The following is a 23368-nucleotide window of genomic DNA, read 5'->3' as shown; positions in this document are numbered from 1 at the left end:
GCTGTCTCATCGTTAGTGACCAGGCGACGCATGCAGTACCAATGAAAACGGGCGCCACCAGCGCCCGTTCTCTTTACTTCTGCGCCTTTTCGCGCGCCACCCAGTACAGCAGCAGCACGATCGCCGCATACGGTATCAAGGACAGCAAGTCCGCATTCACCCCCGCAAAGAAGGGATTCGACCCTTCCGCCCACTTCGCCATCATGCTGTCGAAGTTGGTCATCACGCCCGCCGTGATCGCAATCACGATGCCGGCCAGCGCGCCGCCGGCGATATAGCCCGAGGCCAGCAAGGTGCCCGAGCTGCGGTCGCCCGCGGCCTGGCGCTCTTCGTCATTGAGCTTGGCGTACTGCGGCAGCTTGTTGTTGCGGCGGTCCGCCACCCAGCGCACCGCGCCACCGACGGCGATCGGCAGCGTCGACACCAGCGGCAAATACACGCCCACCGAGAACGCCAGCGCCTGGATGCCGGCCAGTTCCAGCACCACCGAGATCATCACGCCGAACAGCACCAGCGTCCACGGCAGTTGCTGGTCGAGGATACCCTTGATGATGTAGGACATTAGCACCGCCTTCGGCGCATCGTACTTCTTGACCTCCGTACCGTCCGGGCGCTGGTGGTAGTGACCATTGATACCCGGGTCGACCAGGTATGCCAGCTTGCCGTCGTCGGCCACCAGGTACTTGCCTTCCGGCCCGCCCACGGTATCCGTCTTGCGCCAGACTTTATACGTCTTGCTGTCGCTCTCGGCTTGCGGGCCTTGCAGCTGCGCGGTCTCGGTCAGCTTGGTCACATCGACCGTGACGCCAGGCGCCACCTGGGCCGCCGGCACGTACACGGTGCCGGCATCGTTCAGCTTCAGCAAAATCGGCCCCAGGATCAGCGCCGAGGCAAAAGCGCCGCACAGGATCGCGTACTGCTGCAGGCGCGGCGTCGAGCCGACCAGGAAGCCGGTCTTCAAGTCCTGCGAGGTGGTGCCGGCGTTACTCGCGGCGATGCAGACGATGGCGCCGACCGACAGCGCGGTCACGTAGTAACGGCCGCCGGTCCAGCCCATCAGCAGGAAGATCAGGCAGGTAAACAGCAGCGTGGCCACGGCCATGCCGGAAATCGGGTTCGACGAGGAACCGACTTCGCCGGTCAGGCGCGAGGACACGGTGGCGAACAGGAAGCCGAACACCAGGATCAGCAGCGCGCCCAGCAGGTTCATGTGCAGCGGCGTGGCGAAAGTGATGATGGCGATAATCGCCAGGCAGCCGATCGCCACCCATTTGAAGGAGATGTCCTGGTCGGTGCGCAGGCCGGCGTTCGGCGTGCTGGCCTTATTCTTACCCATGCCGGCCAGGCCGCCCTTCAGGCCATTCCAGATCGACGGCAGCGAACGCACCAGCGAGATCAGGCCGCCTGCCGCCACGGCGCCGGCGCCGATGTACAGCACGTAGGCGTCGCGGATGTCGTCCGGCGACATGTCCTTGATGAGCATCGTCGCCGGCGACAGCGGCACCGTCAGCAGCTCGCCGAAGAACTTAATCATCGGGATCAGCATCAGGTAAGACAGCACGCCGCCGGCCGCCATCGTGAACGCGATGCGCGGGCCGATGATGTAGCCCACGCCCACCAGTTCCGGCGACAGCTCGGCGCCGGCCGAACCGGCCTTCAGCGGCGCGCCGAACTCGAAGTTGGCGACGTCCTTCCAGCCCTTGAGCGAGACGTTCGCCACCTTGTACAGGAGGCCCAGGCCGAAGCCGCCGAAGATGATGGCGGCGCGGCGCTTGGCGTCGCGCGCCGCATCCGAACCTTCGACGCGCACTTCACCGGCCGCTTCGCGCGAGGTGTCGGTGGCGGCGGCCTTCAGCACTTCGGCGCAGGCCGTGCCTTCCGGGTATTTCAGTTCGCGGTGGGCGTCGACGATCATGGTGCGGCGCATCGGGATCATCATCAGGATGCCGAGCAGGCCGCCCAGGATCCCGACCAGCATCACGCGCGAGATTTCGAGGTCGAAGCCGAGGATCATAATCGCCGGCATGGTCACGCCGAGGCCGAAGGCCAGCGACTCACCGGCCGAACCGGCGGTCTGCGTGATGCTGTTCTCGAGGATGGTGGACTCGCGCCCGCCCATCTTCTTGAACATGCCGAACAGGGTGATGGCGATCACCGCCACCGGGATCGAGGCGCTGACGGTCAGGCCGACCTTCAGCACCAGGTAGAGCGAGGAGGCGCCGAAGACCATGCCCAGTACCACGCCCATGACGAGGGCGCGGATGGTCATTTCGGGTAGTTGCGCCGTGGCCGGGATATACGGCTTCACGGCGGGAGGAGCGGGATCGTAGGGCATCGTGTTCCTTGTGTTCTGGATGTTCCGGCCAGTCTGGCGCAGGCCTGGAGGCGAGACTATGGCACATGCTTGAGGCGAAAGAAAGCGGATTATAATGCGCCGACCGAGACCGCATCCACGTTGCGCTCAATAGCAAAAGTCACAGCAAGCGAGAACCGTTTTGACCAAGTCTACCCGGCCCCTGCGGCCTGCTCCAAAGGGCCGCGAACGCGGCTTCATCTTCTTCGTCCTGGCCGCCATCGTCGTCTTCATCGTCGGCGTGGTGCTGTATGTATTCACCGCGATCGTACCGAAGGTGCCGCCTATCGACGCCGTCCTTGACTACAAGCCGAAGATCCCGCTGCGCATCTACACCGCCGACAATGTCCTGATCGGCGAATTCGGCGAGGAGCACCGCGACTTCGTGCCGATCGCGAACATCCCGCCGATGATGAAGAACGCGGTACTCGCCATCGAGGACGCGCGCTTCTACGAGCACGGCGGCATCGACTGGATGGGCGCCGCGCGCGCGGTCGGCTCGAACCTGCGCAGCGGCTTCGGTTCCGGCGGCGCTTCCACTATCACGATGCAGGTAGCGCGCAACTTCTTCCTCTCGAAGGAAAAGAAGCTGTCGCGGAAGATCAACGAGATCGCCCTCGCCTACAAGATCGAGGATGCGCTGACCAAGGACCAGATCCTCGAGCTGTACATGAACCAGATCTACCTGGGCCAGCGTTCCTACGGCTTTGCCAGCGCCGCGCGCGCCTACTTCGGCAAGGACCTCGATAAACTGAGCGTGGCTGAAACCGCGATGCTGGCCGGCCTGCCGCAAAACCCGGCCCGCAATAACCCGGCCGTGAACCCGAAGCGTGCGAAGCAGCGCCAGGAACAGGTGCTGCGCCGCCTGCACGACCTGGGGCAGATCGACGACGCCCAGTATGCGAAAGCGTTGAAGGAACCGATGCGCGTGCATTCGCGTCCGCAGGAATTCGGCGCCCACGCCGAGTACGTGGCCGAACTGGCGCGCCAGGCCGTGTATGCCCAGTTCAAGGAAGAAGCCTATACGCGCGGCATCCGCGTGACCACCACAATTCGCGAAGCCGACCAGAAGTCGGCCTACGAATCGGTGCGCCGCAACGTGCTGGCCTACGACGCGCGCCACGGTTATCGTGGCCCTGAAGCGCGCATCGACCTGCCAGCGGATGCCGAGGAACGCGAAGACGCGATCGTCGACGCGCTGCAGAAGCGCCCATCCAGCGATGGACTGGAACCGGCCGTGGTGCTGGAGGTCTCAAGCAAGCGCGTGAAGGTAGAAACGATCGACGGCGACACGGTCGACATCACAGGCGCCGGCCTGAAGTTCGCCGCGAATGCCCTGTCCGACAAGGCCAAGGACTCGGTGCGCCTGGCGCCGGGCGCGGTGGTACGCATCAGCCGCATGGGCAAGGACGGCAAAGACTGGGCCATCAGCCAGGTGCCGCAGGTGGCTGCGGCCTTCGTCGCCATCGACGCCGACAGCGGCGCCTACCAGGCCCTGGTCGGCGGCTTCGACTACAACCTGCAAAAGTTCAACCACGTGACCCAGGCCTGGCGCCAGCCGGGTTCCGCGATCAAGCCTTTCGTGTATTCGGCCGCGGTGCAGAAGGGCTATTCGCCTGGCACCCTGATCCTCGACGAAGCACTCGACATGCCGGGCGAGAACGCCGGCGCCACCTGGTCGCCGCAGAACGACGACAACGTGTTCGACGGCCCGATCACGATGCGCTACTCGCTGGCCCACTCGAAGAACGTGCCGACCGTGCGCCTGCTGCGCGCGCTCGAAGTGCCCTACGCTCACGACTTCCTCGGCCGCTTTGGCTTCGACCTGGCGCGCCATCCGAAGAACCTGACGTTGGCCCTGGGTACCGGCGCCGTGACGCCGCTGCAGATGGCCGGCGCCTACGCCGTGTTCGCGAACGGCGGCTTCGCGGTCAAGCCCTACCTGATCGCGAAGATCGTCGACGGCGACGGCAAGATCATCCAGGAAGCCAAGCCCGCCGCCCCGCGCCAGGAAGCCGCGCGCGTGCTCGACGCCCGCAACGCCTGGATCACCGACAGCATGCTGCGCGACGTCACCCGCTACGGCACCGGCGCCGCCGCCACCAAGCGCCTCGGGCGAGCGGACATCGCGGGGAAGACCGGCACCACCAGCGACGCCATCGACGGCTGGTTCGCCGGCTACGGCGGCAACATCGTCGCGGTGGCCTGGATGGGCTACGACGAACCGCGCTCGCTGGGCGGACGCGAATTCGGCGCCACGCTGGCCCTGCCCATCTGGCTCGACTACATGCAGGTGGCGCTGGCCAAGCACCCGCCCCAGGAGCGCCCCGAGCCGGAAGGCATCGTGCGCGACAACGACGACTGGGTGTTCGCGGAGTTTGCCGAACTGCCGCAATTCCGCGGGATCGACGTGGCGCCGGAGGCGAGTGAAGAGAATCCGGACGGGCTGTCGGAGGGTGAAGAGGTGATGCAGCCGGAGTCTGGCGCCGAGAATGCCCATCCGCTGGCGGAGCCAGCACGATAGAGATTGCCGCAAACAATACGCTACCTACCTCTATTCATAAGATTACCCGGTGACTAAAGAACAAATGAAAAAAACTGTAGGAATTCATTATCACTCGCCTTATCTTTATCAAACAGCAATCGATTTAGCCAAATCCGGCATGGGCATTGCCAGCGTCATTGCTAGCGTGACTGCAGTTGAATCGCTTCTCGGAGATATCCGACTGACTTATTCTACACGCCATAACTTAGCAGAAGAAATGGATATCCCCATTAGCAAACTTGCGCTAATATTTAACCAACCAAAACCTCATACAGCCAAAATCCTCCCACTAACCCATCAAGAAATGGCTGCCCTTCAAATTGTTGAGATAAAAATAAATAATAAGGGAAATGTTAACCGCAAGCCCGCTTTAAATCTTTTTTACCAGCTACTAGGTTGCGCGCATAACGAAGAACGCAAATCAAGCGATTTTACAAAAGATAATCAGCGGGAACATTTACCATCACCCATCATTGATCTCTTTGACTTAAGACATTCGGTTATCCATCGTGATGGGGACGCTACTATTAAGAGCGACGACTCAGCAGCTTGCCAACATGGGCTGCCCGCCTCAATCATTCGACTAATAGAGTTAGGTCTTATATCTCAAGATCAGATAGACGAAAATCTAGGCTGGCTTGGACTAATTGACAACAGTGAAGTCGGAAAATGGGCCGTAAACACTGCGAGAGATTTCATTGAATATATACTGGCGAATCTACCGCATGGTGCGGCCTCAGATTATTTACGCGCCAACGCCTCACCTTAACATTAAATTAAATAAGATTTTGGTTCACAATTAACAGTTACCAATGTGTACCAGGCTCCCCCATGCCAGAATCAAAGAGCAGATGACTTGGAAGTGGCGCTTTCATCGTATGCTTACCAATTTTATAAGTCGCAGTCGTTTCAGAGAGTGCACTCGATTCATTTGGATTGTTTGTATGTTCCGGCATTAGATAATTACCGTACACCCAGCGCAGCCTAGAGGATTCGGGGACAAAATTTTTCATTTCTTTATCATTTAGCGCATGGCGTAGCTCGTCAACAGAATTTCCACCGCGGGCTTCATATCCTACATGTATAACACCTGGGCAGTCCGCTGGAAGTTGCTGCTCTGCTTTAGCGACAAGCGATCTAAAATGCTTTGCCTTGCGTTGTGCTGCATTAATAGACATGCTGAGCCAGCTTACGACACTAGCTTGGTTCACCACGGATGCATGAAGTGGCCGCGTTATAGCAGGAGTCCAGTTCGCGACAACGCTATGATCGAGATATGGCAAATATTGGCCGGCCAATAGCTCGACCATTCGACTTGAACCAAAGAAGACATTATCGTGAGCCAACACAGTATCCGTGAGATACCGATTAACAGGCCGTATTTGCCCATAACCCGTGGAATCAGACCATCGAGCGAATTTTTTGTTAAGCAAAAAGGCCTCGACACGCTCAACCAAGTAGTTTTCGTCAACTTTAGACAACTCAACTAGGTAACCGACCTCAACAATTAGCGAGGAGTTCTTGATTCGACACATCTCGTGTACAGGTTTCGCAACTCGCAAACCATCCTGATACTCCGCTGCCTCGTATCCAGACCGATTTACTCGTTTGCACTCTACAGCCCAGCGACGGCGCCTTGACGAAACCATAAGATCGTGAGTTTTTGCTAGACCTGGTTTTTCCTGAACGAACTCAACAATATTCCAGTTCCGACATTTATATGCACCTGCAACCAGTAGCTCAAATAATCCATCATCTGGCTGTGCAGTGCCCGTATTCATTAGCCTTGCTACTCGCTCTTCGATACCGACAACCTGCTGCAACTCGGGCAAGATCTGTCCTATACGCTTGAAGAGAGGCGCGATACGAAAGCACTCGGGCTCAAACCATTCGTCGCGCTGTTGGGCATAAGCATTTGATTGAAAAATATACCAAGCAACAGCATCAGACGGATCAAACAAAGCACTTGGCAGACCTTTACGCCAGCTCTCTGTACCACTGCAAAATGTTCGCCGAACTCTCTCAATCCTTCGATCCCAATCGGCTTGCTTTACAAACGAAGTCAGCCATTTGATCGCGTTAAGAATTTCCTCATCGCGCCAAGTTTGTCCATGGCGCTGTGCAAGCCAAAACGGTGCAACAGGTCTCATTCTATTCCCCCAAAGCGCTACGAGATTTTTTGTGGATTTCATTAATTAAATATGATTCGCTCAGCTTAGCTCAAATCAATTTAATCCGATTAGTTCGATAACAAATTTTTGGCCTCACTACGCAAGACAATCAGACCCACAGTTCTAGTCCCAGGCATCAATAATCCAGTCTGTTAATTTTCCGCTTGGTTGGCAAGGCAGAACTGGCCCAAAAGAAAAAGCTGCAGGACGCTCTACCGACGTTAATCGCGCTACGATCCATTCAATTAGTATCGAGCGTAATGCTGGAATATCTACATTTGGGTTCTGAGGCACCACGAATGCTTTTAATCGAGTACCTTCGTCCGGCCTCATCAGCCGTACTTGGCATTGAGCCACCTCCGGATGCATTCCCAGCACCTGCGCCACATATACTGGAAACACGTTCGTGCCACCAACCTGCACCGCCTGATCAATGCGCCCGGCCGGCAGGAAATGCAGGCCGTCGCGCCAGTCGAGCCGGTCTTGCAGCGCGAAGCGTTCGCTTGCGCCGCCTTCGCCCGCGCGTTCCAGCGTGCCGGCGTCCCCTGCGCGCCAGTAGGGTAACAAGCGATACGGCTCGCCGGCGGCCTCGCGCCAGCCGACGCCTGCCGTCTCCGAACTGCCATATACCTGCACCAGCCGCAGTCCGGCAGCATGCAGCGCCTGGGCGACGTCGTCCGGGCACGGCGCCGTCGACGATACACCGGTCACATCGGCCGGAAACGCCAGGCCGAGCGCCGCCACCTGGCGCCAGTAATCCGGATGCGCCACCACCAGGTCGCCCGGCTGCACCAGCCCTGCCAGCGCCACGGGCGACATGCCGCGCAGGTCCAGCACCGGCAGCGCCCCGGCTCCTGCCTGCGGCAACAGCACCGTGAACAGGAAGCCATAAATATGGTGCGCCGGCACCGCGCCCAGCACGCGCCGCCGCCCGAGCAGCACCCGCGCCAGCTCGTCGACCTCGCGCCACAGCACGGCCAGGCTGTGCGTGCAGCGCTTCGGCATGCCCGAGCTGCCCGAGGTGCGAAACACGAGCTGGGCATCGAACCCGGCCAGGCTGGCGCGCGCCGCACCCACCCAGTCCGCCAGCCGCGGCCGGCCCAGCAGCGCATCCTGCATGCCGGCCTGCCCGAACTGGAGCAGGTCGCCGAGCGCGGTGGCCGCGCCCATCAGGTCGAGCGAATCGGCGCCGAGATCGGCCGCCAGGTCGGTCTCCTCCGGCCAGGGCAAGGCCGGCAAGGCTCGCCCCGGCCGCGCCAGCGCCAGCTCGGCCGCCACCAGGTCGCCCACGACGCGGCGCAGCGCCGATTCTTCTTGCCACCAGTCCCGACGCGGTGCACACTGCTCCATTGTTTCCATCTCGGCAATTAAAGTTGGCGATGGTGCCAGCCAGCTACAACATATGTCAATCGCTAGCCGACAATTGTAAAGACAATAGCGCGCACAATTGACACAATTGCTGAACACTGCCAACATCCGTTTCCTAACGTCAATTATGACAATTTCCCTTGTCGATCCCACCCGGAGCCCGTCCATCATGACCATCGCCACCCCATCCTTCGATACGCCCGGCCTGGCCGACCTGCTCGACGCGAGCAGCCAGGAGCAGCTCGACGCCCTGGAATTCGGCGTGATCGGCTTCGACGCCGACACCGTCGTCCAGCGCTACAACGCGGTCGAGTCGCAGGCGGCCGGGTTGTCGCCGCAGCGGGTGATCGGCGAGCCGCTGTTCACCAACGTCGCGCCCTGCCTGAACAACTTCATGGTGGCCCAGCGCTTCGAGGACGCGGCGGAACAGAACAGCGAACTGGACGACACCATCGACTACGTGCTGACCCTGCGCATGCGACCGATCAAGGTCAAGCTGCGCCTGCTGGCAAGCGCCGGCGGCGCCAACCGCTACGTGCTGGTACAGCGCCGGTGATGCTGGGGGACGACAGCGCCGAGCAGCTGCGCGCCGAACACGAGGCCCTGATCCAGTTCCTGTACCTGGCTCCGGTTGGACTGGTGCAGGCCAGCCTCGACGGCGAGATCGCGATGATCAACCCGATCTCGGCGCAGTTGCTGATGCCGCTCTCGCCCGACGGCTGCCTGACCAACCTGTTCGCCGCGCTCGAAGGCGTGGCGCCCGATCTGCGCCTGCAGTGCGCGCAGTATCCGCGCGCGCAGGGCATGGTCTTCGAGGGCCTGCACATCCACCTGCGCGCCGGCGAGCACAGGGAGCGCGCGCCGCAGATCCTCTCGCTCACCCTGCTGAAACTCGACGAGGCGCGCATCATGGCGGTGATCCAGGACGTGACCGCCGAGGTGCGCCGCGAGCGCCAGCTGCGCCAGAGCGACGCCTGGCTGAACGCGATCCTGACCCGCATCAGCGACTACGCCCTGGTCTCGATCGACCGCCTTGGGCGCATCGTCGACTGGAACGACAGCATCGCGCGCGTCACCGGTTTCGGCGAACACGTGATCGGCTCGCCGTATTCCGTGTTCTATCCGCCCGGCGCGATGACGCCCGAACACCTGCTCGACCGCCTGCGCGAGGCCGACCGCAACGGCTGGAGCCTGGACGAAGGCCTGCGCCTGCGCGCCGACGCCAGCCAGTTCTGGGCCAGCGCCCTGATCGCGCCGCTGCCCGACCGCGAAGCCTTCGGCCTCGACGATCCGCAGGCGCCCGCCTATGCCCTGATCCTGCGCGACATCAGCGACAAGCGCGCCGCCAGCGAGAAGCGGCGCCAGGCCGCCTTCTGCGACCATCTCACCGGCCTGGCGAACCGGCGCGCCTTTTTCGAGGCCGCCGAACTGGAACTGGACCGCGCCGCGCACACGCCGCGCCCGCTGGCACTGGTCCTGTTCGACGCCGACATGTTCAAGAACGTGAACGACCGCTACGGCCACCCGGCCGGCGACCGCGTGCTGGTCGACCTGGCCGACGCCCTGCGCGACAGCTTCCGCATCGTCGACACCGTGGCGCGCCTGGGCGGCGAGGAATTCGCCGTGCTGCTGCCCTCCACCGGCGAGGAAGAAGCGCTGGCGGGCGCCGAGCGCCTGCGCGCGCTGGTGGCGACACGCCTGGTGGCGAGCGATGCCGGCGAAATCGCCTACACTGTCAGCGCCGGCGTGGCGGTGCTGGCGCCCTCCGCCGAAGGCGAGCGCGATGCCGACCGCGGCATCGACGATTTGATCAAGCGCGCCGACCAGGCGCTGTACCTCGCCAAGGGCCGCGGGCGCAATTGCGTGGCCTCCTGGAGTTCCGGATTGAGCGACAATGAAGACATTCCAAAGCGAAGCCGCAATGCAGGTTGAAAACATCGACGCCTACGAGGCGCTCGTCCAGTTCCTCTACCGCGCGCCCATCGGGCTGGTGCAGACCGACCTCGCCGGTGCGGTCGAGATGCTCAACCCGATGGCGTCCAGCCTCCTGATGCCGCTCGCCACCGACGCCGGTCTCGATAACCTGTTCGCGGTGCTCGACAACGTGGCGCCCCAGGTGAAGCGGCTGGCCGAAGGCTTTGCCGAGCCCTCGGGTGTGGTCTGCGAAGCGCTGCGCCTGCCGCTTGGGCAGGCATTCACGGCACCGGGCGCACCCCAGGTGCTGTCGATCAGCCTCCTGAAACTCGACGCCCAGCGCCTGATGGCGGTGATCACCGACGCCACCCTGGAGATGCAGCGCGAGCAGGAAACCCTGCGCCGGCGCCTGCGCAGCGCCGCCCGCACCGATGTCCTGACGCGCCTGCCGAACCGCGCCGCCGTGCGCGAGCAGCTGCAGGCGATACTGGAGCGCCCCGCGGCCGGCGGCGGCGAAACCAGCGCTGGCGGTGGCCAGTTCGCGCTGCTGTTCCTGAACTTCGACCGCTTCCGCCAGATCAACGATACTCTTGGCCAGGCCCTCGGCGACCAGCTGCTGGTGACCCTGGCCGACGAATTGCTGGCGGCGATGGCCGAACGCGGCTGGGGCATGCCGCCGGGCGCGCGCCGCATCGATGCCGCCGCCGGCAGCGGCCACCTGGTGGCGCGCGTGGGCGGCGACGAATTCGTGGTCCTGCTCGACGGCCTGCGCCAGCGCGACGAGGCCGAGCGTACCGCAACGCGCCTGCTCGACGCCCTGGCCGGCCCGCACCGGGTGGCCGGGCGCGAGGTGGCCTGCCGCGCCAGCATCGGCGTGTTCTGGAGCGAGGGCGCCGAGCGCGGGTCGAACGAACTCGCGGCCGATGCCGACGCCGTGATGCGCGACGCCAGCATCGCCATGGTCGAGGCCAAGCGCGCCGGCGGCGCACGCCACGTGGTGTTCGAGGCCAGCATGCGCGAACGCGCCGCGCGCCGCGCCGACATCGAGGCCCAGCTGCGCACTGCGCTGGCCGAGGAACAGCTGTTCGTCGTGTACCAGCCGGTGGTCGGCCTGAACCCGGACGGCAGCACCGACCATTCGGCCGGGGTCGAGGCGCTGGTGCGCTGGCAGCATCCGGTGCGCGGCCTGGTGCCGCCTTTCGACTTCATCGGCGTGGCCGAGGAATGCGGCCTGATCGACCAGATCGGCGACTTCGTGCTGCTGCGCGCCTGTACCGACTTCATGCGCTGGCAGCGCGAGCTGGGCGCCGCCGCGCCGCGCCTGGTGGCGGTGAACCTGTCGCGCGCCCAGCTGGCCCAGCCCGACTGGACGGCGAAAGTGGCGGCGATCCTGGCCCAGACCGGCATGCCGGCGGCCAGCCTGCAGCTGGAAGTGACCGAAAGCCTGGCCGCCCAGGACGAGCAGACCCAGCTGCGCCTGCACGAACTGAAGGCGCTCGGCATCAAGCTCGCGCTGGACGACTTCGGCACCGGCTATTCCTCGCTGTCGAGCCTGCACCTGCTGCCTGTGGACACGGTCAAGATCGACCGCTCCTTCGTCTGCAAGGCCGACACCAGCCACCACCACCAGGTGCTGATCGAAGCCACCGTCAAGGTCGCCAGCAGCCTGGGCATGAACACCGTGGCCGAAGGCATCGAAACCGAGGCCCAGGCCCAGGCGGTGCGCGCCCAGCACTGCGCCAAGGGGCAGGGTTACTTCTACAGCCGCCCGCTGCCGGCGCCGGCGCTGGTGGACTGGCTGAAGCAGCGCCACGCGGCCTGAGACGCTACGTCCGGGCAGCTCGGCAGTGTGTCCGGTATCTCCTACACCGGGTCTCGCTTTGTTCCTATAGCCAATTGTAGAGGGCACTCTCATCATGAAATCCTCAATCAAAAACGGAGGATAACCATGAAGCGCACTTATACCAGTGTCATGCTGGCCGGCCTGATGAGCCTTGGCCTGGCCGCCTGCAGCTCCACCGGCACCACCGATTCGTCGATGGGCACCAGCTCGTCGGGCACCATGAGCAGCGGCTCCAGCAGCACCGGCGCCGGCATGTCGGGCACCACCTCGGGCAGCGGCATGAACGGCACCGATACCTCGACCGGCACCTCGGCCACGCCGACCAGCACCGCCACCCCGGCCAGCACCGGCACCAGCAGCACCACCGGCACCGGCACCCGCTAAGCCCGCCCGGCCGCCGCGTTAACGCGGCATCGCCTCCGGGCCGGGCACGCCGTTTGCAGCGACGCGACCCGTTAGCGAACGTCCGGCACATCCTACAAGGACTCTCGTCGCGCTCCTATAGCAAACCGACGAGAGCGCTTGCATGATGGATTCCTCGATTGTCTTCTCAATCACTCACGGAGAACACCCATGAAGCGCACTTCTACCAGCATCGTCCTGGCCGGCCTGATGAGCCTGGGCCTGGCCGCCTGCAGCTCCACCGGCACCACCGATTCGACTGGCTCGAGCACGTCCGGCAGCATGAGCAGCGGTTCGGGCAGCGTGCCCATGACCGAGTCGCCGGAGAACCCGGCGCCCAAGCCGAACGGCAACGTGGGCATCAGCGGCGGCAGCAGCTCGGCCACCGGCACCGGCACGACCTCGAGCACCGGCACGACGTCGGGCACCGGCCGCTGAGCCCTGTGCAGCAATCGCGGCGCGCCAGGAGCGCGCCGCGGCGCAGTAGCGCACCGCGCTTGCACACTGCGCTTGCACACCGTAGCGCAGGCCCGGCAACGCGTTTCGCCGTGGCTTGGTAGAATCCGGCCTTCCCCGGCCGACACCTCCCATCATGAAGAACTGGATCGCGCGCCTGTTTGGCGCCGCGCCGCGATCGCCGGGCAGCCTCTCCGCACAGCCTGGCGCCGCTTCCGGCGTTCCCGCTCCCGCAGCTACTCCCCCTGTTGCGCCCGCTGCGCCTGCTGTGCCTGCATCCGACACCCCTGCGCCCGCACCCGACCCCGGCCCCTCGCTCGACCTGGCCTTCTACCGCTGGCTGGCGGGCGCCGTCCCGGCTGCAGCGCCGGCCGACGCCGCCACCGAGGCCCTGGTTCTGGCCGAGCTGTCGCGCCTGGCGCAGCGCCCGGCCTATGCGGCCGAGCTGGTGCCGCGCGTGCCCTCGGTGATCCCGGAACTGCTGCGCAGCCTGCGCGACGACAGCGTCTCGGGCGCCGACATCGCACGCATGGTGGCGCAGGACGTGGTGCTGGTGGGCGAAGTGATCCGCGAAGCGAACAGTTCCTGGTACCGGCCGCCGGCACCGATCCGCACCATCCAGGGCGCGCTGATCCTGCTCGGCCGTAACGGCCTGCGCATGCTGCTGGCGCGCGTGGCTTTCCGCCCCATCATCAGCACGCAGACCGGGCGCTTCGCCAAGCAGGTGGCGCCGCAGATCTGGCGCCAGTCCGAGAAATGCGCGCTGGCGGCCAGCACGCTGGCGCCGACCACGGGCGCCGACCCCTTCGAAGCCTATCTCGCCGGCCTGGTGCAGAACGTCGGGCTGGTGGTGGCCTTCCGCCTGATCGACCAGGTCTGCGACGGCAAGGGGCTGCCGGCCTCCAGCAGCGTGGTCGGGGTGCTGTTCGCGCTGGCGCGGCGCATGGCCTACGGCATCGCGCTGCACTGGGAATTTCCGGAAACCGTGGCCGGCGCCATCCTCGAAGGCAACCGGCCGGACTCCTCGGCGCTGGGCCAGGTGCTGGCCCAGGGCGACCGCCTCGCCAAGCTGCGCCTGCTCGTCGACGCCGGCGCCGTCCAGCCCGACGATCCGCTGGCCGGCGCCATCCTCGGCACCCGCCTGCGGCCCTGTTATGATCAGCTGGCCGATCAACCAGGAACCGAGGATTGAATGCCCTTCCCGATAGAACAGAAACTCGTCATTGGCGTGGCTTCCAGCGCGCTGTTCGATTTGTCCGAGTCGCACCAGGTCTACCTGGAGCACGGCGCCGAGGCCTACCGCGACTACCAGGAGCGGCACCTCGACACCATCCTCGGCAAGGGCGTGGCCTTTCCCTTCATCCGGCGCTTCCTGAACATCAACCGCTGGCTCCCGCAGCAGGCCCCGGTCGAGGTGGTGCTGTTTTCGCGTAATTCCCCGGAGACCGGCCTGCGCGTGATGCGCTCGATCGCCCACCATGGCCTGGACATCTCGCGCGCCGCCTTCATGAACGGCAAGCCGCCCTACCCTTACCTGCCGGCCTTTAACGCCTCGCTGTTCCTCAGCGCGAACGAGGACGACGTCAAGAATGCGATCGCCGTCGACTACCCGGCCGGGCTGGTGCTGCCCTCGAAGATCGCCGACGAAGACGGCGACCTGGAACTGCGCGTGGCCTTCGACTTCGACGGCGTGCTGGCCGACGACGAATCCGAGACCGTCTTCAAGCGCAACAACGACCTCGACGAATTCCACGCCCACGAAACCCTGCACGTGGCGCGCCCGCACAGCGTGGGGCCGCTGGCGGCGCTGTTCCGCCAGCTGGCGGTGCTGCAGCGCCTCGAGGACGACGCCGCGCGCGCCGATCCGGCTTACCGGCGCATCGTGCGCATCGCCATCATCACGGCGCGCAATGCGCCCTCGCACGAGCGCGTCGTTACCACGCTGAAAAGCTGGGGCGTGTCGCCCGACGAAACCTTTTTCCTGGGCGGGATGGACAAGTCGCGCGTGCTGGGCGTGTTCAAGCCGCACATCTTCTTCGACGACCAGATGTCGCACCTGCGCGCCGCACCGGGCGGCACCATCCCGATGGTGCACGTGCCCTTCGGGATCGCGAACCGGCGGCCGGTCCAGGCGCCCGGTGAAAGTGAAAGCGAAGCTGAAGGTAAAGGCGTGGCAGGCGCCTGATTGGCGAATGGCTATGTTCGTTTCCGAACAAATCAAGAAGGCGGACACGGGCATACTGGCGGCATCGAATAACAAGAATACCGCTCTGCCATGGCCTTTCCCATCCTTGCCACCCTGGTCGTACTGATCGCGCTCGCCACCCTGGTCCCGCTCTCGCAGCGCACGACCTGGCTGGTGCGCGACCTCGACTTCCCGCGCCTGCAGATCGCCGCCGTGGCGCTGGCCGTGCTCATCGCCCAGCTGTCGCTGCTCGACCTGGGCGACTACGAAACCGAGATCCTGCTCGCCGTCACCGCCGCCTGCCTGGTCTACCAGGCCTGGTGGATCATCCCCTATACCCGGATCTACCCGAACGAAGTCAAGGCAGCGGTGTCCAGCGACCGCGAGGAGCGCCTGCGCATCCTGACCGCCAACGTGCTGGCGCCGAACCACAATGCCGAAGGCCTGCTGGCTCTGATCCGCGAGCACCGGCCCGACATCTTCGTCACCCTGGAGTCCGACGCCTGGTGGCAGCGCCATCTCGATACGCTCGAGGGCGAATACCGCTACGCCATGAAGTGCCCGCTCGACAATTTGTACGGCATGCACGTGTATTCGAAACTGCCGCTCGAAGACACGGCGATCCAGTTCCTGGTCGAGGACGACATCCCCTCGATGCATGCCATGATCGTGCTGGAGTCGGGGCGCAAGGTGCGCATGCACTTCCTGCACCCGGCCCCGCCCAGCCCGACCGAGCACGACGAATCGACCGAGCGCGACGCCGAGCTGCTGGTGGTGGCGCGCAGCGTGGCCGATCTCGATACCCCGGTGGTGGTGGCGGGCGACCTGAACGACGTCGCGTGGTCGACCACGACGCGCCTGTTCCGCAAGATCAGCGGCCTGCTCGACCCGCGCATCGGCCGCGGCATGTTCAACACCTTCCACGCCGGCATTCCCCTGTTCCGCTGGCCGCTTGACCACCTGTTCCACAGCAAGCACTTCACGCTGGCCCACATCCAGCGCCTGCCGGCGTTCGGGTCGGACCACTTCCCGATGCTGGTGGAGCTGGCCTACGACCGCCGTCATGGGGCGACGCAGGAAGGGCTGGAAGCCGATGCCGAGGACGAGGCGCTGGCCGACGAGAAGATCGCGGCCGAGCCGGTGCGGGTGTCGGATGTGCACGAGCCACAGGCGTGACCCGGTCCCGGTCCTGGATTCTGGATGTTGTAGGGTGGACTCCTGAGTCCACGCGGTAGGACTGCTTATCAGTCATGGCCTGACCGCCGGGCGCCGATCCGCAAGCATGTCGGCACTGACACTGTCTCGACCCGCAAGCGCTCTACCGCGTGGACTCGGGAGTCCACCCTACGTACCCCATTACTGCTCGTCCTCGGGCCGCAGCGGAGAAACCACCCAGTCGAATTCCTCGATGAGTGCGCGCGCCATCTCGTCGCAGCTTTTGCGGTAATGGTGCATGTGCGCACCTGGATTGACGAGCGGGGCCTGCCGATACCCCATCGCATCCAGCGCGGCGGCAAATCGCTCGATCGGACCGTAGGCGTACAAATCGTCGTGGCGATCCCAGACCACCGTCGCCCCGTCACCGGGCGAATGGACCCAGATGTCGAAGCGCGCATCGCTTTGCAGGAAGCTGCCGAACTTGCGGATAAAGGCGCGCAGGGTGCCGGCATCGAGCTCGGGACTTTAGTAGCGCCCGGCCTCGGCTTCGCCGCGCGGCGTATGCAGGACGTAGAGCAGCATCACCGGCGCGGCAAGGCAGCCGGCCAACTCCTCGAAAACCGCCGGATCGCCGCCGCGCAGGTGCCCGCTCAGCCGGCCGGCATCGACGCGGTAGTGCGCCGGCGGCAGGAAGGCAAGCCATTCCCCGTCGACCTGATGTGACAGCTTGTGCATCCTCGTCTCCAATCAAGGCGCCACCGACGCCGCCCGCTTCAGGCAGCGCAGAGTAAATGTCGAGCGCGTGTGTTTTACTCCCGGCAGTTTATACAACTTCTGGCGCAGGAACCGCTCGTAGCCCTCGGTACCCGACACCGCCACTTTGATCAGGTAATCGTATTCGCCCGACAGCAGGTAGGCCTCCATCACCTCCGGCAAATCCGCCAACGCGTCCGAAAACGCCTGGAAGATCTCGTCGTCGTGCCGGTCCACTGTGACCTCGATGATCACCGTGTCCGGTACGCCCAGCGCACGCTGGTCGAGCACCGCCACATAGCCCTGCACATGCCCCGATTCTTCCAGCGCCTTGACCCGGTGCCAGCATGGCGTGGGCGACAGATTGACGGTCTCGGCCAGCTTCTGGTTGCTGATGCGCCCGTCGCGCGCGAGGGTGCGCAGTATCTTGCGGTCGATCTCGTCGAGCACGCCATCCTTCATTGCCAGGCCTCCTTTTCAAAAATTTAACTCACAAGATAATTCTTCTACATTCTAGCCTAGACAAAGAAGAACCTTCACCCGCCTCCGCCAATCTCCGCTGGATACGAAAGAATATTTTTTGTGCGGCGCAGTAAAATCGACATCTCCCAGACAAACACCCCAATTTGCTGCCGTGGCGCTTGTCGATACAAGTGCGTTTACGGCAGCGCAGCAATCGAATTCCGGAGTTTTCGTGACAGAAGCAGTTTCCCGCAGCGCCCTAGGCTACCGCAACGATCCTTTCGCTGGCGAACTGCCGCTCATGTTCATCGCGCCTGCCCTGTTCGCCGCCAACCTGGTGGTGGCGCGCTGGGCCGAGAGCGCCGCGATTCCGCCGGTCTTCCTCGCCTTCGGCCGCTGGGCGCTGGCCTTTGCAATCCTGCTGCCGACCGTCGGCCCGCGCCTGTGGGCGCTGCGCGGCACGCTGCTGGCTAACTGGCCGCGCCTGCTGCTGCTGTCCGGCCTGGGCATGGGCATGGCCGTCGCCCCGCAATACATCGGCGCGCGCCATACCAGCGCGGCGAATATCGCCATCATCTTCGCGGCCTGCCCGGCCGTGGTGACCCTGATCGAAACCCTGGTGTGGAAGGCGCCGCTGTCCAAGCGCCAGGCCGCCGGCATGCTGCTGGCCATCGGCGGCGCGCTGCTGGTGCTGTCCAAGGGCCATCTCGAAGCGCTCGGTTCGCTCAGCTTCGGCCAGGGCGACCTGTGGGTGATCGCCGCTGCCAGCGGCTGGGCCCTGTACACCGTGTTCGGGCGCCGTTTGCCATTGCCGCCGATGCCGGCCACCGTCAAGCTGGCCAGCCTGATCGGCGGCGGCGCGCTGGTGCTGGCGCCGTTTGCGGCACTGGAAGCCTGGACCGGTACGGTGCCGAACTTCGGCGACGGCCGCCTCTACATCGCGCTGGCTTTCCTGGCCGTGGTGCCAAGCCTGGGCGCCTATTTCTGCTTTGACCGACTGGTCGGCATGGCCGGTCCGGCGCGCGCCAGCATGGCGCTCTACCTGATTCCGCTGTTCGCCACCCTGGCCGCCTGGCCGCTGCTGGGCGAAGCGCCGCAGTCCTACCACGCGGCCGGCTTCGGCCTGATCCTGGCGGGGCTGGTGGTCTCGAACATGCGGCGCAGGTAAACCCCACCCTGCCGCGCAGGTGTGCGGGGCGAAACGATGGTCGTTCGTCTATAATGAGCGGCCCATCGGCCCCGATTTTTCTCCAGCGAGAAGCACCGCCTGCATGCCTTTCGATCTCAACAAACATCTCCCCAAAGCGGGTAACCGTTTCGTCCTGCCGGCCCTCGCCGGTTCCTCCGACGCCTACGCCCTGGCCATTGCCGGCCTCGCGTACAAGGCGCAAAAACAGATGCTCACCGTCATCGTGGCGAACGCCAGCGACGGCCAGCGCCTGCTCGACGAAATCGCCTGGTTCGCCGACGGCAAGTTGTCCTGCCACCTGCTGCCGGACTGGGAGACGCTGCCCTACGACGCCTTTTCGCCGCACCAGGACCTGGTGTCCGAGCGTTTGGCCACGCTGCATGAGATCCAGAACGGCCACTGCAACGTGCTGGTGGTGCCGGCCACGACCGCCCTGGTGCGCCTGGCGCCGCCGTCCTTCCTGGCCGCCTACACCTTCTTCTTCCGCCAGGGCGAGAACCTGGACGAAGCCAAGCTCAAATCCCAGCTGACCCTGGCCGGCTACACCCACGTGTCGCAGGTGATGTCGCCGGGCGAATACTCGGTGCGCGGCGGCCTGATCGACTTGTTCCCGATGGGTTCCGCCCTGCCCTACCGCCTGGACTTGTTCGGCGACGAGATCGAAACCATCCGCACCTTCGACGCCGACACCCAGCGCTCGCTGTACCCGGTGAAGGAAGTGCGCCTGCTGCCGGGCCGCGAATTCCCGATGGACGAAGCCGCGCGCACCGCCTTCCGCGGCCGCTGGCGCGAGCGTTTCGAGGGCGATCCGTCGCGCTCGCCCATCTACAAGGACATCGGCAGCGGCATCGCCTCGGCCGGCATCGAATACTACCTGCCGCTGTTCTTCGAGGAGACGGCGACCCTGTTCGACTACCTGCCGAAGGACGGCCCGCTGGCCATGGTGGGCGACATCGAGGCGGCCATCCAGCGCTTCTGGATGGACACCGAATCGCGCTACCGCTTCCTGAAGAGCGACCGCGAACGCCCGATCCTCGAACCCGCCGAGCTTTTCCTCGGCGCCGAACAGTTCTTCACCTGCGCCAAGCCGCACGGGCGCTGGAACATCCCCCGCGATCCACAGGCGCCAGCCTCCGAACTGTCGGCGCCGGTGCCTGACATCGCCGTCAACCGCCGCTTGGAAGACCCGCTGGCCAACCTGCGTTCCTACCTGGCGCGCACCGACTGCCGCGTGATGATCTGCGCCGAGTCGAACGGCCGCCGCGAAACCCTGCAGCAGTACTTCAACGAGTACAAGCTGGATCTGGCGCCGGTGGAAGGCTTCGAAGGCTTCCGTGCCTCCGATGCCAAGCTCGCCCTGGGCGTGGCGCCGCTGCAGGCCGGTTTCGAGCTGTTCGAGGAGACCAGCGGCTGCATCGCCTTCATCACCGAGACCGAGCTGTATGCGGGTTCGGGCCGGCGCGCCGGCAAGAAGAAGCAGGAAGCGACCAGCCAGGTCGAATCCATGGTGCGCGACCTGTCCGAGCTGAAGATCAACGATCCGGTGGTGCACATCAACCACGGCATCGGCCGCTACATGGGCCTGATCTCGATGGACCTGGGCGAAGGCGAGACCGAGTTCCTGCACCTGGAATACGCCAAGGACACCAAGCTGTACGTGCCGGTGTCGCAGCTGCACGTGATCTCGCGCTATTCCGGCACGTCGCCCGAAGACGCACCGCTGCACACCCTCGGCTCCGGCCAGTGGGACAAGGCGAAGAGAAAAGCCGCGGAGCAGGTGCGCGACACCGCCGCCGAGCTGCTGAATTTGTACGCGCGCCGCGCCGCGCGCCAGGGCCACTCGTTCGAGTATTCGAGCATCGACTACGAGAACTTCGCGCAAAGCTTCGGCTTCGACGAAACGCCGGACCAGGCGGAGGCTATCCACAACGTCATCAAGGACATGACCTCGGGCCGGCCGATGGACCGCCTGGTGTGCGGCGACGTCGGCTTCGGCAAGACCGAGGTCGCCTTGCGCGCGGCCTTCATCGCCGTCATGGGCGGCAAGCAGGTGGCCATCCTCGCGCCGACCACGCTGCTGGCCGAACAGCACGCGCAGACCTTTGCCGACCGCTTCGCCGACTGGCCGGTGAAGATCGCCGAGCTGTCGCGCTTCAGGACCGGCAAGGAGATCAACAACGCGATCAAGGGCATGGCCGACGGCACGCTCGACATCGTGATCGGCACCCATAAACTGCTGTCGCCGGACGTGAAGTTCACGCGCCTGGGCCTGGTGATCATCGACGAGGAACACCGCTTCGGCGTGCGCCAGAAGGAGGCGCTGAAGGCCCTGCGCGCCGAGGTCGACGTGCTGACCCTGACCGCGACGCCGATCCCGCGCACCCTGGGCATGGCGCTGGAAGGCCTGCGCGACTTTTCCATCATCGCCACCGCGCCGCAAAAGCGCCTGGCGATCAAGACTTTCGTACGCAGCGAAGACGGTTCCGTCATCCGCGAGGCCTGCCTGCGCGAGCTGAAGCGCGGCGGCCAGATCTACTTCCTGCACAACGAAGTCGAAACCATCGAGAACCGGCACGCGATGCTGCGCGAACTCTTGCCCGAGGCGCGCATCGGCATCGCCCACGGCCAGATGCACGAGCGCGACCTGGAAAAGGTGATGCGCGACTTCGTGGCGCAGCGCTTCAACATCCTGCTGTGCACGACCATCATCGAGACCGGCATCGACGTGCCGACCGCGAACACCATCATCATGCACCGCGCCGACAAGTTCGGCCTGGCCCAGCTGCACCAGCTGCGCGGACGCGTCGGCCGTTCGCACCACCAGGCCTATGCGTATTTGCTGGTGAACGACGTGCAGAACCTGACCAAGCAGGCGCAGCGCCGCCTGGACGCGATCCAGCAGATGGAAGAACTGGGCAGCGGCTTCTATCTTGCCATGCACGACCTGGAAATCCGCGGCGCCGGCGAAGTGCTGGGCGAGAACCAGTCCGGCGAAATGCTGGAGATCGGGTTCCAGCTGTATTCCGACATGCTGAACGAGGCCGTACGCTCGCTGAAGGCCGGCAAGGAGCCGGACCTGGCGGCGCCGCTGTCGACCACTACCGAGATCAACCTGCACTGCCCGGCCCTGCTGCCGGCCGACTTCTGCGGCGACGTGCACGAGCGCCTGTCGATCTACAAGCGACTGGCCAACTGCGAAAGCCAGGGCAAGATCGACGACATGCAGGAAGAGCTGATCGACCGCTTCGGCAAACTGCCGGAACAGGTAAAGGCGCTGATCGAGACCCACCGCCTGCGCATCGCCGCGAAGACCGTGGGCATCGTGAAGATCGACGCCCACAGCGAAGCGGCAAGTCTTCAATTTATGGAAAAGCCGCCGATCGACCCGATCAAGATCATCACGCTGATCCAGAAGAACCGCCACATCAAGCTGGCCGGCCAGGACAAGCTGCGCATCACCGCCGCCATGCCGGACCTGGCGACGCGCGTGACGCAGGTGAAGCAAACCATCAAACAACTGCTGGCATAAGAAACATGACGATGAATCTGGTATTGCAGGGGCCTGGCGCCGCGCAGGCGCTGTTGACGGACGTTGCCGCCCTGGCGCGTCCGGCACGGTCGGTGGCGATCTCGGAGCACGCGCTGCGCTTCGAAGACGTGGATGCCTCGCCTGACGTGCGCGACCGGGTCGCCGCAGCGGCCTACGCGGCCGGCGTGGACGCCACCTTCATCGCAGCCGGCCGCACACTGGCCGACTTCAGGCTGGTGGCGATGGACATGGATTCGACCCTGATCACCATCGAATGCATCGACGAGATCGCGGACATGCAAGGCCTGAAAGCCCAGGTGTCCGAGATCACCGAAGCGGCGATGCGCGGCGAACTCGATTTCGCGGCCAGCCTGACGCGGCGCGTCGCCTTGCTCGAAGGGCTGGAGGCGTCGGCACTGGCGCGCGTGTACGAGGAGCGCCTGCGCATCTCGCCGGGCGGCGAAGCGATGCTGGCGGCGGTGCAGGCGGCCGGCCTGAAGACCCTGCTGGTGTCGGGCGGGTTCACCTTTTTCACCGAGCGTTTGCAGGCGCGCCTGGGGCTGGACTACGCGCATGCGAACGTGCTGGAAATCGAGAACGGGCGCCTGACCGGGCGCGTGGTCGGCGGTATCGTCGACGCCGAGGAAAAGCGGCGCACCGTGGAGCGCGTGTGCGCGGAACTCGGCATCGAGCCACGGCAAGCCATCGTCATGGGCGACGGCGCCAACGACCTGCGCATGATGGGCATCGCCGGCCTGTCGGTGGCCTTCCGCGCCAAGCCGGTGGTGCGCGCGCAGGCCGACGTGGCACTCAATTTTAGCGGGCTCGACGGCATCGTCAAGATACTGGCCTGATTCTTGCCGTGTGGACGCGTGGGCGCCCCGTGCCCACGCGCCTGACCACACCCGAACACCTGTGAATTCGTTGCGTCCTGCAATGAATTGCCCAACCGCAAGCTCATTCTCATCGATTCCTGCGCCAGCGCAAACTCCCTGCTGAGTTTCTATTGAGTCGCCCCGACCGGAAGCATAGATTGGACA

19 protein-coding genes are annotated in these 23368 nt (G+C 64.5%); 13 read left to right on the top strand and 6 right to left on the bottom strand.

Features of this window, described 5'->3' with window-relative positions:
- Window positions 1–73: 73 nt before the first annotated feature.
- Window positions 74–2335: an OPT family oligopeptide transporter gene (locus LK540_RS02295; protein ID WP_229435409.1), complete on the bottom strand. Its 2262-nt coding sequence runs from the start codon at window positions 2333–2335 to the stop codon at window positions 74–76.
- 160 nt (window positions 2336–2495) lie between these two features.
- On the opposite strand from LK540_RS02295, the gene LK540_RS02290 reads away from it, so the two are divergent.
- Together LK540_RS02290 and LK540_RS02285 are read left to right on the top strand one after the other, a co-directional pair.
- On the top strand, window positions 2496–4877 hold the full coding sequence (locus LK540_RS02290; protein WP_229435408.1) for a penicillin-binding protein 1A: 2382 nt from the start codon (window positions 2496–2498) through the stop codon (window positions 4875–4877).
- Window positions 4878–4926: 49 nt separating this feature from the next.
- Complete coding sequence (locus tag LK540_RS02285) at window positions 4927–5667, top strand: hypothetical protein (protein WP_229435407.1); 741 nt, start codon at window positions 4927–4929, stop codon at window positions 5665–5667.
- A gap of 37 nt (window positions 5668–5704) precedes the next feature.
- Here the strand turns inward: LK540_RS02285 and LK540_RS02280 are convergent, their stop codons facing one another.
- Both LK540_RS02280 and LK540_RS02275 read right to left on the bottom strand, forming a co-directional pair.
- Entirely contained in the window at window positions 5705–7048 is a 1344-nt protein-coding gene (locus LK540_RS02280; protein WP_229435406.1) for a hypothetical protein, read from the bottom strand.
- A gap of 144 nt (window positions 7049–7192) precedes the next feature.
- A complete protein-coding gene (locus LK540_RS02275) occupies window positions 7193–8608 on the bottom strand; it encodes an AMP-binding protein (protein WP_229435405.1) in 1416 nt (471 codons plus the stop codon).
- Between LK540_RS02275 and LK540_RS02270 the strand changes: the two genes are divergently transcribed.
- The 8 genes from LK540_RS02270 to LK540_RS02235 all read left to right on the top strand — a co-directional run bounded on the left by LK540_RS02270 (window position 8607) and on the right by LK540_RS02235 (window position 16413).
- Window positions 8607–8993, top strand: coding sequence for a PAS domain-containing protein (locus LK540_RS02270; protein WP_229435404.1), 387 nt, complete (start codon window positions 8607–8609; stop codon window positions 8991–8993). The two genes, LK540_RS02275 and LK540_RS02270, sit on opposite strands and share 2 nt — an antisense overlap.
- Entirely contained in the window at window positions 8993–10369 is a 1377-nt protein-coding gene (locus LK540_RS02265) for a diguanylate cyclase (RefSeq protein WP_229435403.1), read from the top strand. The genes LK540_RS02270 and LK540_RS02265 overlap by 1 nt, the downstream gene beginning before the upstream one ends.
- The gene (locus LK540_RS02260) at window positions 10332–12173 is read left to right on the top strand and encodes a bifunctional diguanylate cyclase/phosphodiesterase (protein ID WP_229435402.1); all 1842 of its coding nucleotides are present in this window, start codon (window positions 10332–10334) and stop codon (window positions 12171–12173) included. Before LK540_RS02265 ends, LK540_RS02260 begins: the two co-directional genes overlap by 38 nt.
- A gap of 126 nt (window positions 12174–12299) precedes the next feature.
- On the top strand, window positions 12300–12578 hold the full coding sequence (locus LK540_RS02255) for a hypothetical protein (RefSeq protein WP_229435401.1): 279 nt from the start codon (window positions 12300–12302) through the stop codon (window positions 12576–12578).
- Between the two features lie 189 nt (window positions 12579–12767).
- Window positions 12768–13034 (top strand): hypothetical protein, encoded by a 267-nt coding sequence (locus LK540_RS02250; RefSeq protein ID WP_229435400.1) that lies wholly within the window; start codon window positions 12768–12770, stop codon window positions 13032–13034.
- A gap of 286 nt (window positions 13035–13320) precedes the next feature.
- A complete protein-coding gene (locus tag LK540_RS02245) occupies window positions 13321–14244 on the top strand; it encodes an HDOD domain-containing protein (RefSeq protein WP_229435399.1) in 924 nt (307 codons plus the stop codon).
- Window positions 14245–15237, top strand: a complete 993-nt coding sequence (locus LK540_RS02240; protein WP_229435398.1) for a 5'-nucleotidase — start codon at window positions 14245–14247, stop codon at window positions 15235–15237. It abuts the gene before it with no gap.
- A 90-nt stretch (window positions 15238–15327) separates the two neighbouring features.
- Entirely contained in the window at window positions 15328–16413 is a 1086-nt protein-coding gene (locus LK540_RS02235; RefSeq protein WP_229435397.1) for an endonuclease/exonuclease/phosphatase family protein, read from the top strand.
- Window positions 16414–16593: 180 nt separating this feature from the next.
- On the opposite strand, the gene LK540_RS02230 is transcribed toward LK540_RS02235, so the two are convergent.
- The 3 genes from LK540_RS02230 to LK540_RS02220 form a co-directional block, all read right to left on the bottom strand.
- Window positions 16594–16806: a hypothetical protein gene (locus tag LK540_RS02230; protein ID WP_229435396.1), complete on the bottom strand. Its 213-nt coding sequence runs from the start codon at window positions 16804–16806 to the stop codon at window positions 16594–16596.
- Between the two features lie 114 nt (window positions 16807–16920).
- Window positions 16921–17130, bottom strand: coding sequence for a hypothetical protein (locus tag LK540_RS02225; RefSeq protein WP_229435395.1), 210 nt, complete (start codon window positions 17128–17130; stop codon window positions 16921–16923).
- 12 nt (window positions 17131–17142) lie between these two features.
- Entirely contained in the window at window positions 17143–17610 is a 468-nt protein-coding gene (locus tag LK540_RS02220; protein ID WP_229435394.1) for an Lrp/AsnC family transcriptional regulator, read from the bottom strand.
- Between the two features lie 232 nt (window positions 17611–17842).
- Here LK540_RS02220 and LK540_RS02215 point away from each other — a divergent pair, with 232 nt between their 5' ends.
- The 3 genes from LK540_RS02215 to serB all read left to right on the top strand — a co-directional run bounded on the left by LK540_RS02215 (window position 17843) and on the right by serB (window position 23182).
- Window positions 17843–18778, top strand: coding sequence for a DMT family transporter (locus tag LK540_RS02215; protein WP_229435393.1), 936 nt, complete (start codon window positions 17843–17845; stop codon window positions 18776–18778).
- A 103-nt stretch (window positions 18779–18881) separates the two neighbouring features.
- Window positions 18882–22328: a transcription-repair coupling factor gene (mfd, locus tag LK540_RS02210; RefSeq protein WP_229435392.1), complete on the top strand. Its 3447-nt coding sequence runs from the start codon at window positions 18882–18884 to the stop codon at window positions 22326–22328.
- Window positions 22329–22339: 11 nt separating this feature from the next.
- A complete protein-coding gene (gene serB, locus LK540_RS02205; RefSeq protein WP_229435391.1) occupies window positions 22340–23182 on the top strand; it encodes a phosphoserine phosphatase SerB in 843 nt (280 codons plus the stop codon).
- Window positions 23183–23368: the final 186 nt, after the last annotated feature.

Origin of the sequence: Massilia sp. IC2-278 (assembly GCF_020708045.1) — a bacterium.
Taxonomy (GTDB): domain Bacteria; phylum Pseudomonadota; class Gammaproteobacteria; order Burkholderiales; family Burkholderiaceae_D; genus Telluria.
The sequence above is the reverse complement of the archived record's forward strand: the minus strand, read 5'-3'. Positions and strand labels throughout refer to the sequence as shown.